This is a genomic window from Pseudomonas brassicacearum subsp. brassicacearum, assembly GCF_008801605.1.
GTDB classification, from domain to species: Bacteria; Pseudomonadota; Gammaproteobacteria; order Pseudomonadales; family Pseudomonadaceae; genus Aquipseudomonas; species Aquipseudomonas brassicacearum.
Genome location: NZ_VZPJ01000002.1, coordinates 248,604 through 262,312 on the forward strand (window position 1 = coordinate 248,604; position 13,709 = coordinate 262,312).

General features: G+C 60.4%; 11 protein-coding genes. 5 read left to right on the plus strand and 6 right to left on the minus strand.

All coding sequences use genetic code 11. The features are described from left to right. Window positions 1-7: 7 nt before the first annotated feature. A complete protein-coding gene (locus F7R20_RS06940; RefSeq protein WP_003206997.1) occupies window positions 8-430 on the minus strand; it encodes a DUF3301 domain-containing protein in 423 nt (140 codons plus the stop codon). A gap of 119 nt (window positions 431-549) precedes the next feature. Here F7R20_RS06940 and pdxY point away from each other — a divergent pair, with 119 nt between their 5' ends. After that, window positions 550-1,422, plus strand: a complete 873-nt coding sequence (pdxY, locus tag F7R20_RS06945; RefSeq protein ID WP_003206995.1) for a pyridoxal kinase PdxY — start codon at window positions 550-552, stop codon at window positions 1,420-1,422. A 138-nt stretch (window positions 1,423-1,560) separates the two neighbouring features. Here pdxY and F7R20_RS06955 read toward each other — a convergent pair whose 3' ends face one another. Then, window positions 1,561-2,046: an acyl-CoA thioesterase gene (locus F7R20_RS06955; protein ID WP_003206993.1), complete on the minus strand. Its 486-nt coding sequence runs from the start codon at window positions 2,044-2,046 to the stop codon at window positions 1,561-1,563. A gap of 278 nt (window positions 2,047-2,324) precedes the next feature. Between F7R20_RS06955 and F7R20_RS06960 the strand changes: the two genes are divergently transcribed. Beyond that, window positions 2,325-4,088: a cation:proton antiporter gene (locus tag F7R20_RS06960; RefSeq protein WP_003206991.1), complete on the plus strand. Its 1,764-nt coding sequence runs from the start codon at window positions 2,325-2,327 to the stop codon at window positions 4,086-4,088. A 13-nt stretch (window positions 4,089-4,101) separates the two neighbouring features. On the opposite strand, the gene F7R20_RS06965 is transcribed toward F7R20_RS06960, so the two are convergent. The 3 genes from F7R20_RS06965 to uvrD all read right to left on the minus strand — a co-directional run bounded on the left by F7R20_RS06965 (window position 4,102) and on the right by uvrD (window position 7,938). Next, window positions 4,102-4,509: an SMI1/KNR4 family protein gene (locus F7R20_RS06965; RefSeq protein ID WP_003187120.1), complete on the minus strand. Its 408-nt coding sequence runs from the start codon at window positions 4,507-4,509 to the stop codon at window positions 4,102-4,104. A 140-nt stretch (window positions 4,510-4,649) separates the two neighbouring features. Continuing rightward, window positions 4,650-5,525, minus strand: coding sequence for a Tim44 domain-containing protein (locus tag F7R20_RS06970; protein WP_003206990.1), 876 nt, complete (start codon window positions 5,523-5,525; stop codon window positions 4,650-4,652). A gap of 229 nt (window positions 5,526-5,754) precedes the next feature. Continuing rightward, window positions 5,755-7,938: a DNA helicase II gene (gene uvrD / locus F7R20_RS06975; RefSeq protein ID WP_003206988.1), complete on the minus strand. Its 2,184-nt coding sequence runs from the start codon at window positions 7,936-7,938 to the stop codon at window positions 5,755-5,757. 261 nt (window positions 7,939-8,199) lie between these two features. Here uvrD and F7R20_RS06980 point away from each other — a divergent pair, with 261 nt between their 5' ends. The 3 genes from F7R20_RS06980 (at window position 8,200) to F7R20_RS06990 (ending at window position 12,635) form a co-directional block, all read left to right on the plus strand. Next, a complete protein-coding gene (locus tag F7R20_RS06980) occupies window positions 8,200-11,073 on the plus strand; it encodes an EAL domain-containing protein (protein WP_027912848.1) in 2,874 nt (957 codons plus the stop codon). Window positions 11,074-11,396: 323 nt separating this feature from the next. Continuing rightward, the gene (gene hexR / locus F7R20_RS06985) at window positions 11,397-12,263 is read left to right on the plus strand and encodes a transcriptional regulator HexR (protein ID WP_003187110.1); all 867 of its coding nucleotides are present in this window, start codon (window positions 11,397-11,399) and stop codon (window positions 12,261-12,263) included. Between the two features lie 162 nt (window positions 12,264-12,425). After that, a complete protein-coding gene (locus F7R20_RS06990; RefSeq protein ID WP_033028164.1) occupies window positions 12,426-12,635 on the plus strand; it encodes a PA3496 family putative envelope integrity protein in 210 nt (69 codons plus the stop codon). On the opposite strand, the gene F7R20_RS06995 is transcribed toward F7R20_RS06990, so the two are convergent. Further along, the gene (locus tag F7R20_RS06995) at window positions 12,577-13,539 is read right to left on the minus strand and encodes a LysR family transcriptional regulator (protein WP_033028163.1); all 963 of its coding nucleotides are present in this window, start codon (window positions 13,537-13,539) and stop codon (window positions 12,577-12,579) included. The genes F7R20_RS06990 and F7R20_RS06995 overlap by 59 nt on opposite strands. Window positions 13,540-13,709: the final 170 nt, after the last annotated feature.

A 13,709-nucleotide genomic window follows, 5' to 3' on the forward strand; every position in this document is an offset into this window, starting at 1 on the left:
CCCTGTTTCAAGGCTTCCACTTGTTGTGTTCCTGGCGCCACTGGCTCAACTCGATGACTTCAGCCCTGGGCCTGGTGTGGATCGGTTCAATGGGGGGGGGCGGTGTTTCTTCGAAGGGCATCGGGTAGGGCGCCAGTTCGATGTGTGCGCTGTGGGCGCCAAACTGGGTGATGGTGCCTGAATGGCGGCTTTCACCGGTGACGGTGAATTCGAAGGTGTAGACGCGTGCCAGGCGTCGTCGTCCGCTGGCGTCCTTCACGAAACCGATTTTTTTCGGCGCCACGTTGCCGTCCAGCAGCTCGATCTTGAGGTTGGCGCAATGCTGCATGACCCTCGCCAACGCCCGTTCGCGCAAGCCATGGTTGTGCCACAGCCAGGCGCCGCCGGTAGCCAGCAGCATCAGCACGAAAATGTTTCCAAGGGTCAGCATGAACGAAGTGCTCCAACAAGTTGCTGCCAGCTTAACTGTCTCGCCGGTCTGTCGTATAGGCTGCGTTTAGTCGCATACTGCGCGGCTTGAATTTCAATCGTTTTACGGAAACTTCCCGCATGAAACGTACGCCTCATCTGCTTGCCATTCAGTCCCACGTGGTATTCGGACACGCCGGCAATAGCGCCGCAGTGTTTCCGATGCAGCGGATTGGCGTGAACGTTTGGCCGCTCAACACCGTGCAGTTTTCCAATCACACCCAGTACGGCCAATGGGCCGGTGAAGTGCTGGCCCCAGAGCAGATACCGATATTGGTAGAAGGCATTGCGGCCATCGGTGAGCTGGGTAACTGCGATGCGGTGCTGTCCGGTTACCTGGGTAGCGCGGCCCAGGGGCGGGCGATTCTGACGGGCGTGGCGCGGATCAAGGCCGCCAATCCGAAGGCGCTGTACCTGTGTGATCCGGTCATGGGACATCCAGAGAAAGGCTGCATCGTGGCGCCCGAGGTGAGTGAGTTTCTCCTGGAAGAAGCCGCCGCCGTGGCGGACCTCATGTGCCCGAACCAACTGGAACTGGACAGTTTTTCGGGACGCAAGGCGCAGTCTTTGCTCGACTGCCTGGCCATGGCCCGGGCGTTGCTGGCCCGTGGACCGAAGGCGGTGCTGGTCAAGCACCTGGCCTACCCTGGCAAGCCGGATGACAGCTTCGAAATGCTGTTGGTGACCGCCGATGGCAGTTGGCACCTGCGCCGTCCACTGCTGGCTTTCCCGCGCCAACCGGTGGGCGTGGGTGACCTGACCTCGGGGTTGTTCCTGGCACGGATACTGTTGGGGGACAGCCTGGTGGCGGCGCTCGAATTCACCGCCGCGGCGGTGCATGAAGTACTACTGGAAACCCAGGTTTGCACCAGCTATGAACTGGAACTGGTCCGCGCCCAAGACCGGATCGCCCATCCACGGGTGCGGTTCGAGGCTGTGCCGATCAGCCTCTGATCGCACCGTGGAAATGCTGCAAAATCCCTGTGGGAGCGAGCTTGCTCGCGATAGCGGTGTGTCAGTCAGCATCAATATTGGCTGATCGATCGCCATCGCGAGCAAGCTCGCTCCCACAGTTGAATCTTCGGCGGTCGGTCAAGGCCCGTCTGCCTTGATGTCCTGATAACGCTTTTCCAGCTCCTGGCGAATCTGCCGACGTTGCTGGGCTTGTTCGTAGCGGCGTTTTTCTTCGCTGTTTTGCGGCTGCAAGGGCGGCACGGCTGCGGGTTTACGCAGGTCATCCACCGCAACCATGGTGAAGAAGCAACTGTTGGTGTGGCGCACCGAGCGTTCGCGAATATTTTCAGTCACGACTTTGATGCCCACTTCCATCGACGTGTTGCCGGTGTAGTTCACCGATGCCAGGAAGGTCACCAGTTCGCCGACATGAATCGGCTCGCGAAAGATGACCTGGTCAACCGACAGGGTCACCACGTAGCGCCCGGCGTAGCGGCTGGCGCAGGCGTAGGCGACTTCGTCGAGGTATTTGAGCAAGGTGCCGCCATGGACATTGCCAGAGAAGTTGGCCATATCGGGGGTCATCAACACCGTCATCGACAGCTGGGCGTTTCCGGGTTCCATAACGTACTCACGGTTCAAGGCAGCAATTCGGGGGTGCACCTCTGCGGGTGCTGGTGGGTGGCCTGCAAACAGGTCACCAGGTTTTAAAAACCACCGATATCGGGACGCTGCGCCTGTGGTTGCCGTCACGCGCCGATGGATCTGTTTCCATATATTGCACCGTCTTTTTGTCGGAAGTCGCGGTGTTACCCTTCAAAAGCCTGTTGTGAGGGCAATTCCTACAGAGGAAATGGATTTCTCCAGCTCTGCGATGAGTCATTTGAACAGGGAGCTCCGACATGCATGCCATCAGTTTCATTCAAGACTTGGCAATCATCATGATGGCAGCGGGGCTGGTGACCGTGCTCTTTCATCGTTTCAAGCAACCGGTGGTATTGGGCTACATCGTGGCGGGCTTCATCATTGGCCCGCATACGCCACCGTTCGGTTTTATCCATGACGAAGACACGATCAAGACCCTGGCCGAGCTTGGGGTGATCTTCCTGATGTTTTGCCTGGGCCTGGAGTTCAGCCTGCGCAAACTGTTCAAGGTTGGGGCCACGGCCTTCATCGCGGCGTTCCTCGAAATCGTGCTGATGATCTGGATCGGCTATGAAATCGGCCGCTGGTTCGAGTGGAGCACCATGGACTCGCTGTTCCTCGGCGCGATCCTGGCCATTTCCTCCACCACCATCATCGTCAAGGCCCTCAACGACCTGAAGATGAAGAACGAGCGCTTCGCGCAGCTGATTTTCGGGGTGTTGATCGTCGAGGACATTCTGGGCATTGGCATCATCGCCTTGCTGTCGAGCATTGCTGTCAGCGGCACCGTGAGCTCCGGCGAGGTATTTTCCACGGTGGGCAAGTTGTCGTTGTTCATGATCGTCGCGTTGGTCGTCGGCATTCTGTTGGTGCCGAGGGTACTGGCCTACGTCGCGAAGTTCGACAGCAACGAAATGCTGCTGATTACCGTGTTGGGCTTGTGTTTCGGCTTCTGCCTGCTGGTGGTGAAGCTGGAATACAGCATGGTGCTCGGGGCGTTTCTGATCGGTGCGATCATGGCTGAGTCCCGGCAACTGCTGAAAATCGAGCGGCTGGTGGAGCCGGTGCGCGATCTGTTCAGCGCGATCTTCTTTGTCGCCATCGGGCTGATGCTCGACCCGGCGATCTTGCTGCAATACGCCTGGCCGATTGCGGTGATCACGGGCGCAGTGGTGCTCGGCAAGATGTTGTCCTGCGGCCTCGGTGCCTTTATCGCCGGCAACGACGGACGCACCTCGCTGCGCGTTGGGATGGGCCTTTCGCAGATCGGCGAATTCTCTTTCATCATCGCGTCGTTGGGGATGACCCTGCAGGTCACCAGCGATTTCCTCTATCCGGTTGCGGTCGCCGTCTCGGTGTTGACTACTCTGCTGACGCCGTACCTGATCCGGGCCGCCGACCCGCTGTCCGTCAAGTTGGCGACGGTCATGCCGCAACGGTTGACGCGGGTGCTGGGGATGTATGGCGAATGGCTGCGCAGCATCCAGCCCCACGGAGAGGGGGCGGTGGTGGCCTCGATGATCAGGCGGATTTTGCTGCAGGTCGGGGTCAACCTGGCGCTGGTCATCGCGATTTTTGTTTCGGGTGGTTTTTTCGCCGAGCGGATGTCGGCGTACCTGCAAGCGTGGATCAGCGACCCGAGCTGGCAGAAGGCATTGATCTGGGGCGGGGCGTTGCTGCTGTCGCTACCGTTCCTGATCGCCGCCTATCGCAAGCTCAAGGCGCTGTCGATGCTGCTGGCGGAGATGGGCGTGAAGCCGGAGATGGCTGGCCGCCACACCCAGCGCGTGCGTCGGGTGATCGCCGAAGTGATCCCGATTCTCTCGTTGCTGGTGATTTTCCTGCTATTGGCAGCCTTGTCGGCCAGCATTCTGCCGACCAACAAGTTGCTCGTACTGATCGCCGTGGTGGCGACTGCCGTGGCGGCATTGCTCTGGCGCTGGTTCATCCGCCTGCATACGCGCATGCAGGTGGCCTTGCTTGAAACCCTGGACAATCACAAGGAGTCGTCCGGGCATTGACCGGCCGTGGGGCTCAGCTTTCCAGCCAGACGTCCCGCGCCCAGTGCCAGACTGATTCCCAGGTTTCTTCGGCGATCAGTTCTTCTTCGGCCTGCCACAGCACCACAGTGCCGTCTTCTTCGACGCAATAATAATCGTCGCCGTCCTGGCAGATCGGGATCAGGCTGCGGTCGACACCGGCATCCCAGGCATTGGCGGCCACATCCGGCAGGTAGGTGTGGGATTGTGGATCGGTGACGGTCACCGGTTCCAGGCTGCCATAGACGACATCGCTGACGGTCAGCAAAAACTCCCTGAAGACGAATGGGATATCGATGAACAGCTGCTCTTCGATCTCTACCAGCAAGTCTTCGTCGGGCAACTCCAGCGGGACCGGTACGGGCTCGTTGGCTTCACGCAATTGTTCGATGATTTCTTCCACGTCCGGGGATCCTCTTTCTCGATGGCGCGGTTTTATATGGAGCGGTTTATACAGTAGCTCGCTATAGATGCAACCGCGAAATAGAAAACCCCGGCCTGAGCCGGGGTTCTTTTATTTCAACATGCAAAACGGGCAAAGGTTCAACCGTTCTGGCGAATACCGGCCACCAGCCAAGGCTGGTCATCGCCCTGGACACGTTCCATGTTCCAGCTTTCGCTGAACGCTTCGCCCTTGTCGAAGCGAGAATCCTTCGACACACCGCTGAAGGTCAGGGTGGCGATGGTCTTGTCGGCGCGATCGTCGACGCCGTCCAGCTGCACGTGCAGGTTATCGATGTAGGTGGACTGGAAGCCATCACCCAGTTCGGCCCGCTCGCGCTTGAGGAACTCCAGCAGTTGCGGGGTCACGAATTCGGCGATCTTGTCCATTTCGTTCGCGTCCCAATGCTGCTGCAGGGACATGAAGTGGCTGCGCGCGGCTTCGATGAAGCGTTGTTCGTTGAACCAGGCCGGCGCATTGATGACCGGACGGGCGGCCACAGGCGCTGCCGAACCACCGAAGATCGAACCGCTGGCAGGCTGCTGGTTGAACACTTCACGCTGCATCGGCGCGTGGCCGGCTGGAGCGAATTGCTCCTGCTGCTTGCGACGACGGGCGGCAATGAAGCGGAAGACCAGGAAGGCGATGACCGCCATGATCAGGATGTCGAAGATCTGCATGCCCTGGAAGCCGTCGCCCATGAACATGGAGGCAAGCAAGCCACCGGCGGCGATGCCGGCCAGGGGGCCGAGCCAGCGCGAAGCACCGCTGGCCTTGGTGGCAGCGCCCGCGGCACCGGCAGCGCCTGCGGTGGCAGCGGTAGAACCGGCGGCAGAGGACGGTGCCATCTGGCTGGTTTGGTGAGTCGGGGCAGCGCCCGAGCTTTTACCACCGCCAAAGCGCTTGGCGGCATTGGCGTCGATGGCCATCGTCAGGCCAATGCACAGCGCCATGGCGATGCTAAGAAAACGTTTCATATAAAGGCATTCCCATTTGTGGATAGCACGCGCGCCATGTTGCACAGCTGAACTGTTGCTGGCTAGCGACAGAGTGTTTCGGGCTTTTGCGTGACAGCTTAGGTTCAGCTTGGGCTGTGCAAGAAGGCTTGTTCGCTTTGGGCTGTAGGAAAAGTAAATAAGTTCGGTCGGAAACTAATGTGGGATAGGGAGAGATACCTGTGGGAGCAAGGTGCTTCTTACGAAATTTTTAGATCGCTTCCAGCTTGGCATACCCCAGCATCAGCCACTTGCTGCCTTCGCTGAAGTTCACCTGCACCCGCGCCTGGGCGCCAGCGCCCTCGAAGTTGAGGATCACGCCGTCGCCGAATACCGAATGCCGTACGGTCTGGCCCAGGCTGAAGCCGGTTTCCGGGATGTCGCTGCCGCCGAACAGGCTGCTGGTGCTTTGCTGCTGGCCGCCACCGAACGGACGGCTGACACTGTTGGACAGCCGCACTTCCTGGATCAGGCCTTTCGGTACTTCGCGTACGAAGCGCGACACCTTGTTGTAGGTCTCGCTGCCATACAAACGTCGGGTTTCGGCGTAGGTCAGCACCAGATTCTGCATGGCACGGGTGATACCAACGTAGGCCAGGCGCCGTTCCTCTTCCAGGCGTCCCGGTTCTTCCAGGCTCATCTTGTGGGGGAACAGGCCTTCTTCCATGCCCACGAGGAACACGTAGGGGAATTCCAGGCCCTTGGCGCTGTGCAGGGTCATCAGCTGGATGCTGTCTTCGTGTTCGTCGGCCTGGGTGTCACCGGCCTCCAGGGAGGCGTGACCGAGGAAGGCCGACAGCGGCGTCAGGTCTTCGTCTTCTTCGGTACTTTCGAAGTTGCGCGCAGCGCTGACCAGTTCCTCAAGGTTTTCCACCCGAGCCTGGCCTTTCTCGCCTTTTTCCGCTTCGTGGTAGGCGATCAGGCCGGACTGCTCGATGACGGTCTGGGTCATCAAGTGCAGAGGCATTTCCCCGCACTTGGCGGCCAGGTCTTCGATCAGGTCCATGAAGGCCTTCAGGGCGCCAGCGGCGCGACCGGTCATGCCTTTGTTGGCGACCAGTTGGTGCATGGCTTCCCACATGGACACATGGCAGTGGCGCGCGTGATCGCGAATCGCTTCGACGGTTTTCTCACCGATGCCCCGCGTTGGCACGTTGATCACCCGTTCCAGGGCGGCGTCGTTGCCGCGTCCTTCGATCAGGCGCAGGTAGGCCATGGCATTCTTGATTTCAGCACGCTCGAAGAAGCGCTGGCCGCCGTAGATGCGGTAGGGGATTCGCTCGCGCAGCAAGGCCTCTTCCAGCACCCGCGACTGGGCGTTGGAACGGTACAGGATGGCGATATCGCTGCGGGCCAGGCCGGTTTTCAGCGCGCTTTCGATGGTTTCCACCACGTAGCGGGCTTCATCGTGTTCGTTGAAGGCGGCGTAGAGATTGATCGCTTCGCCTTCGCCGCCGTCGGTCCACAATTCCTTGCCCAGGCGTCCGGTATTGTTGGCGATCAGGGCGTTGGCGGCCTTGAGGATGCCGGCGGTGGAGCGGTAGTTCTGTTCCAGGCGGATGACTTCGGCGTCGGGAAAATCCGCCGAATACTGGTGAATGTTCTCGATCTTGGCGCCGCGCCAGCCGTAGATTGACTGGTCATCGTCACCCACCACCATCAGGCTGTCACCGCCCTTGGCGAGCAGGCGCAACCAGGCGTATTGCACGGCGTTGGTGTCCTGGAATTCGTCCACCAGTACATGCCGGAAGCGCTTCTGGTAATGGGCCAGCAGGCCTGGGTGGTCGCGCCACAGGTCCAGCGCCCGCAGCAGCAGCTCGGAGAAGTCGATGACCCCGGCGCGCTGGCACGCCGCCTCGTAGGCTTCGTAGATGCTGCGCATGGTCGCCAGGAACAGGTCGCCGCTGGCCTGGATGTGCTGCGGGCGCAGGCCTTCGTCTTTCTGGCCGTTGATGAACCATTGGGCCTGGCGGGCCGGCCAGCGCTGCTCGTCCAGGCCCAGCTCGCGGATCACCCGCTTGACCAGGCGTTGCTGGTCGTCGCTGTCCAGGATCTGGAAGGTCTGGCTCAGCCCGGCCTCTTGCCAATGCGCACGCAACAAGCGGTGCGCCAGGCCGTGGAAGGTGCCGACCCACATGCCGGCAGGGTTGATGCCCATCAGTTGTTCGATGCGATGGCGCATCTCGGCCGCGGCCTTGTTGGTGAACGTCACCGACAGGATCGAATGGGGCGAGGCGTTCTCGACCTGGATCAACCAGGCGATACGGTGCACCAGCACTCGGGTTTTACCGGAGCCGGCACCGGCCAGGACCAACTGACGACCCACGGAGGCTGCTACGGCCTGACGTTGGGCATCGTTGAGGGAGTTCAGCAGAAGGGAGAGATCATCGCGCATCGGGGCATTCTAGGGTGCGGCGTCACCCCGGGCAAACCGAGCTTTGCATCAGCCGATAAAAGACCGCTTGATGATGACCGGCGGGTCACAGGCTACAGGCGTTGGCGGGACTCGCTCGAAAGGGTCGCCACCCAATGAAACAGCGACTTTTTTCCGTGTTTTTATGAGCTGGGGCAGTGTGGGATGCCCCGTGGCTTGTGTATGCTCGGTGTTTGTTTCGGGTTCTCCACGCTCCACTGAATAAGAACAAAAACAGTGCCAATGACCCTCAATTCCGATCCGGCGGGCCCCTGTGTGGAGCCGCGGGTCATCTGCAAGCAGTACGCCATGGAGATGGCGGTCGAGCGCACACGTCTGCTGTATCAAGGCTCGCTGCTGCCTACGTTGTTCATGTTGCTCAATGGTCTGGTCTGCGCCGCCCTGTTATGGGAGCCGCGGCGCTATTTCCTGGTCAGCGTCTGGCTCGTCTGGTTGTTGTCGCTGGTGGCCTTGCGGGTGATCCAGGTGGCGGCCTTCGATTCGGCGATGCCGAGCCGCCAGGCACACCCGATCTGGTTGCGTATGTTTTTGCTCGGCTCGGCGATGACCGGCCTGACGCTGGCTGGGGCCGGTATCGCGCTGGTCCCGGCTGACAGTTTCCAGCAACAGGCCTGGGTATTCGGCCTGATTGGCGCGGCGGCCCTGTCGGCCAGCGTGGCCTACGCGGTGAGCCTTCCCGCATTCCTGTCCTTTACCTTGCCGTGCCTGTTACCGGCCATCGGCTACCTCTTCTGGGGCGGCGACGAGCAGCAACGCGGGTGGGGCTGGCTTGGGCTGATCGTGCTGGTCTCGCTGAGCGTGGTCGCCTGGCAAGTCAACCGCTTGATCCAAAGCGGCCTGTTGCGACGCTTCCAGAACCAGGCACTGATCGAGCATCTGCAGCAAGCACAAACCCGCGGCGCCCAGCTCAACGACGCGCTGGCCCGGGAGGTCGAACAACGCCGTTCTGCGGAGGAAAAACTACGGGCGGCCCAGGTTGGCCTGGAAGCGCGGGTAGCGCAGCGCAGTCTTGAACTGGAGGTCGCCAGCCAGGCGTTGAGCAAGAGTGAGGCGCGTCTGGCCCTGGCGCTCAAAGCCAGCGAGCTGGGGTTGTGGGACTGGAATCTACAGACTGACGAAGTCCATCACACTCAGCTCAAGGAACTCTTCGGCCTGGAACCCGAATACATCACGGCGATGCTCACTCATCTCACCCCGCGTCTGCATCCGCAGGACCTGCCGGCGCTCAAGCGGGCCTTGGTCGAACACCTCAAGGGCCGCAGCGAGGATTACCAGATCGAATACCGTGTGCGCCACGGCGATGGCCACTGGGTCTGGATCGAAGACCGCGGCCGGGCCGTGGAGCGCAGCGTGAGCGGACGGGTGCTGCGTATGGTCGGCACCCGGCGAGACATCAGCGCCAGCAAGGAACTCGAGCAGCAACGGCAACTGGCGGCCACGGTGTTCGAAGCCGCCAGCGAAGGTATCGTGATTTTCGACCCCCACTACGTGCTACTCGCTGCCAATCAGGCGTTCACGCGGGTCACCGGTTTCAATATCGATGAGATGCTCGGGCGCAATGTGGTGGACCTACCGTGCAGTCGCGATGCACGCCGGCATTACCCCATCATTCGCCAAGCGCTCAAGCAACACGGCACCTGGCAGGGTGAGTTGGTGGAGGCGCGGGCCAACGGCGAGTTGTATCCGCAATGGCTGCAACTGAACGTCGTGCGCAATGCTCGGGGAAATGTCAGCCATATCGTGGGCTTCTTCGCCGATCTTTCGGCGCGACGCGAATCCGAAGAGCGGATGCGCTACCTGACCCATTACGACGAATTGACCGGGCTGGCCAATCGCTCGCTGTTTCGCGAACGCCTGCACGAAGCTCATCAGCGTGTGCGCCAAGGCGGACGGCGCAGCCTGGCGTTGCTGCATATCAACCTGGACCGTTTCAAGTTGCTCAACGACAGCCTCGGCCATGACATCGCCGACCAGTTGTTGCAGAAAATGGCACGACGCCTGATCAATGCGCTGCCCGAGGCGGATACCATCGCCCGGCTATCGGGCGATGAGTTTGCGGTGTTGTTCGATGCCTATGGCAACCTTTCGAGCCTGGCGCGGGTGGCGACTCGGCTGGCCGCCAAGCTGCGTGTGCCACTGACCATAGAAGGCCATGAACTGGTGCTCAGTGCCTCGATCGGCATCAGCCTGTTGCCCGACAACACGCGGGAAGTTGCCATGCTGGTCAGCCAGGCGAACATGGCTATGCAACATGCCAAGCATTTGGGGGGCAACAATTTCCAGTTCTACACCGACAGCCTCCAGGCCAGCACGCTGGAGCGCCTGCAACTGGAGAATCAGTTGCGCAAGGCCTTGGAAGAGCAACAACTGAAGGTTTTTTATCAGCCAAAACTGTGCCTGGCGACCGGTCGCCTGAACGCTGCCGAGGCGTTGGTGCGTTGGGATCATCCGGCCATGGGTCGTGTTCCACCTGGGGATTTCATTGGCCTGGCCGAAGAGACCGGGTTGATTGGGCCGATTGGTGAATTCGTATTGCGCCAGGCTTGTTGGCAGGCATGCGAATGGCAGCGCCAGGGGCTCGCGCCGATCAGGGTGTCCGTCAATCTGTCGGTGCATCAATTGCGCCAGGGCAAGCTGGTCAGCCTGGTGCGGCAGGTGTTGGAGGAAACCGGCCTGGCGCCCCAGTATCTGGAGCTGGAGTTGACCGAGAGCCAGTTGCTCGACAGCGTCGAACACATCATCGCCACGTTCCAGCAATTGCGTGACCTTGGAGTCAAGCTGGCGATCGACGATTTCGGCACCGGCTACTCATCCCTGAGTTACCTCAAACGCATCCCGGTGGATTACGTGAAGATCGACCAGGCGTTCATTCGCGGGTTGGGTGAGGGCAGCGTGGATGCGGCAATTACCCGGGCAATCATTGCAATGGCCCATGGGTTGTCGCTCAAGGTCGTGGCCGAAGGCGTTGAGCGGCAGGAGCAGCTCGAATTCCTCAGGAATGAACGTTGCGATGAGGTTCAAGGGTATCTGATCAGCCGGCCGGTGGAGGCTGAGGGGCTGGCGGGGTTGTTGCGGGCGCAACACCTGGTTGAATGAGCCTGGGCCACGACGATAACTTCCCCTCAGGCAACGAATTCGTCTCACGGGAAGTCATGGGAGCAAGTTATTGGGTGATTGGCTAATGACCAATAGACGATTTCCCCCGGGTTGGAAGCTCAGGACTGGCCTGGATATCAGCGGATCGGCAGCGTTGAAGGTTTGCGCTACGGCACAAGCTGCTACATCGGCGGATCCTCGGCCAAAACAAAGGGGCAGCGAGGCAATCCAGTTACGTTTTGGACGGGCAAAAAGCCAATTCTTGTAGTATAACTACAAGCTTGCTACATCCCGGCATCTGCCCATAACAAGAGTCCAGCCCCTTGAACCTGTTGCAACACATCGCCCAGTCACGCCACTTGCTACGCAAGTCGGAGCTGAAAGTCGCCGATCACGTACTGCTTGATCCTGCGGCCGTGATGCATAGCTCCATGGCCGATCTTGCCCACAGCGTCGGCATCAGCGAACCGACCATCGTGCGTTTCTGCCGGGCCATCGGTTGCTCGGGTTTCCAGGACCTGAAACTCAAACTGGCGCAAAGCCTGGCCGCCGGCGCGAGCTTCGGTCAGTTTGCGATCCATGAAGACGATTCCGTTGCTGACTACAGCCTGAAAATCTTCGACACGACCCTGCATACGCTGATGGAGGTTCGCGAGAAGCTCGACCCGGTGGCGTTGCAAAAAGCCGTCACGGCCATGTCCCAGGCCCAGCGTGTCGAGTTTTATGGCTTCGGCGCCTCCGGCGCGGTGGCAGCCGATGCCCAGCACAAGTTCTTCCGGTTGCTGCTGACGGCAGCGGCCTATTCCGACCCGCACATGCAGGCCATGTCAGCGGTGACCTTGAAACCTACCGATGTGGCGATCTGCATTTCCCAGTCCGGGCGTTCCAAGGACTTGCTGATCACCGCGAACCTGGTGCGCGAAAGCGGTGCCTCGCTGATTACCTTGTGCCCGAGCCAGACGCCATTGGCGGAACTGTCCACGGTAAACCTGGCCATCGACGTGCATGAAGACACCGAGATCTACACGCCGCTGACCTCGCGCATCGCCCACCTGGTGGTGATCGACGTGCTGGCAATGGGGGTCGCCATGGCCCGTGGTCCAAGCCTGGTCAACCACCTCAAGAGCGTGAAGCGCAGCCTTCGCAGCTTGCGGCTGTCGCCCAAGTCGGTGAAGGCGCTGGACGACTGAGTCCCAATCCCAGAGGTCGAGGGGGGCTTTTGTGCAAGGGAGCTTGCTCCCTCACCACAGGTGGCGTCTGCCCAAATTCATCGTCTTGTAATCTTCGCGCCGCCAAACCGTCATCCCGCTCCGTCATCGTAAAGCTCCCGTATACGTCTTGGGAGTCTCGACATGACCCAGTCCTACGAAGAACGCAGCGCCGTCAAAACCCGTCGTCAGCAGGAAGACCAGCGCCGCATGGCGTTTCGTCGTGCCATCGAAGACCGCTATGAACAGCGCCAGCTCCTGGCCGAAATCAGCGAATTTCCTGACGCGGCAGAGTTCAGTTACTGGCAGGCAGCGCCGGCGACTTCCCGTCGAAACGCTCAACCAGGCCAATGATCTGAGCGCGCTCACCGCGAACGAATGCCAGGAAGGCATGAGCCACCGGTGACAGGCGTTTGGCCCGGGCCTGAACCAGGCACCAGCTGCGGTACAGCGGTAACTCCTCCACCGGCAGCTCGATGAGTGCGCCGGACGACAATTCCCGGCTCACGGCGTGGCGCGTCAACAGTGCCACGCCCAGCCCGGCCACCACGCACTCGCGCTGGGCCTCCGCCGACGCCACCTCCAGCGTCTGGGTGAAATGCACCCGTTTCTCCTTGAAGTACTCCTCGCAGGCCAGTCGCGTGCCGGACCCCGGTTCGCGCAACAGTAGCGTATAGGGCTCCAGGTCCTGCAAGCGCAGCGGGCCCATGTGGCACAACGGATGATCGGGCGGCGCCACGGCGACGATTGGATTGTTGAGAAATGGCAGGAATTCCAGGCCCATGTCCTGGGGAACCATGGACATGATCACCAAGTCGTCACGGTTGTCCGAGAGCCGGCGGATGACCTGGCCGCGATTGACCACCGTGAGGTTCAGGTTGACCTCCGGATGCTGGCGCTTGAACGCGGCGAACAGGTGCGGGACGAAGTACTTGGCGCTGGACTCCACCGCCAGCTTCAATTGGCCTTGCAGCGAACCCTGCATGTCCGAGAGCTGCATATCGAGGTTTTCCAGGCGTCCGAAGATGTCCCGGCTGGCACGTTGCAGGGCTTCGGCGGCTTCGGTCATGTAGAGTTTTTTGCCGACATACTCAAATAACGGTTGGCCAATCAGCTCTTCCAGGGAACGAATCTGTAGGCTAACGGCCGGTTGTGTGAGAGACATTTCATCAGCGGCACGGCTGTAGGACCTCAGGTCGCACACCTCGTTGAAAATCTGCAATTGACGCAATGTCATACGCATCAATGACTTACGCATTTTCTAAGCACCCTGGGCCGAGACGAATAGCTCAACTATAAGTCTTTGCTTATGCACGACCCAATAAATATTCATTTTTGTTAATCAACAGCCAGGACTAGTGTGGGGCTGCGACCAATTGTTACATCTGGTCACGCGTCGGCCTGGATCCCAGGCCGTGGTATCACCGG

Bases quoted from the DNA above. Each gene is read 5' to 3' on its own strand.
- F7R20_RS06940 (WP_003206997.1), bottom strand. From the start codon at position 430: ATGCTGACCCTTGGAAACATTTTCGTGCTGATGCTGCTGGCTACCGGC.
- pdxY (WP_003206995.1), top strand. From the start codon at position 550: ATGAAACGTACGCCTCATCTGCTTGCCATTCAGTCCCACGTGGTATTC.
- F7R20_RS06955 (WP_003206993.1), bottom strand. From the start codon at position 2,046: ATGGAACCCGGAAACGCCCAGCTGTCGATGACGGTGTTGATGACCCCC.
- F7R20_RS06960 (WP_003206991.1), top strand. From the start codon at position 2,325: ATGCATGCCATCAGTTTCATTCAAGACTTGGCAATCATCATGATGGCA.
- F7R20_RS06970 (WP_003206990.1), bottom strand. From the start codon at position 5,525: ATGAAACGTTTTCTTAGCATCGCCATGGCGCTGTGCATTGGCCTGACG.
- uvrD (WP_003206988.1), bottom strand. From the start codon at position 7,938: ATGCGCGATGATCTCTCCCTTCTGCTGAACTCCCTCAACGATGCCCAA.
- F7R20_RS06980 (WP_027912848.1), top strand. From the start codon at position 8,200: ATGACCCTCAATTCCGATCCGGCGGGCCCCTGTGTGGAGCCGCGGGTC.
- F7R20_RS06990 (WP_033028164.1), top strand. From the start codon at position 12,426: ATGACCCAGTCCTACGAAGAACGCAGCGCCGTCAAAACCCGTCGTCAG.
- F7R20_RS06995 (WP_033028163.1), bottom strand. From the start codon at position 13,539: ATGCGTAAGTCATTGATGCGTATGACATTGCGTCAATTGCAGATTTTC.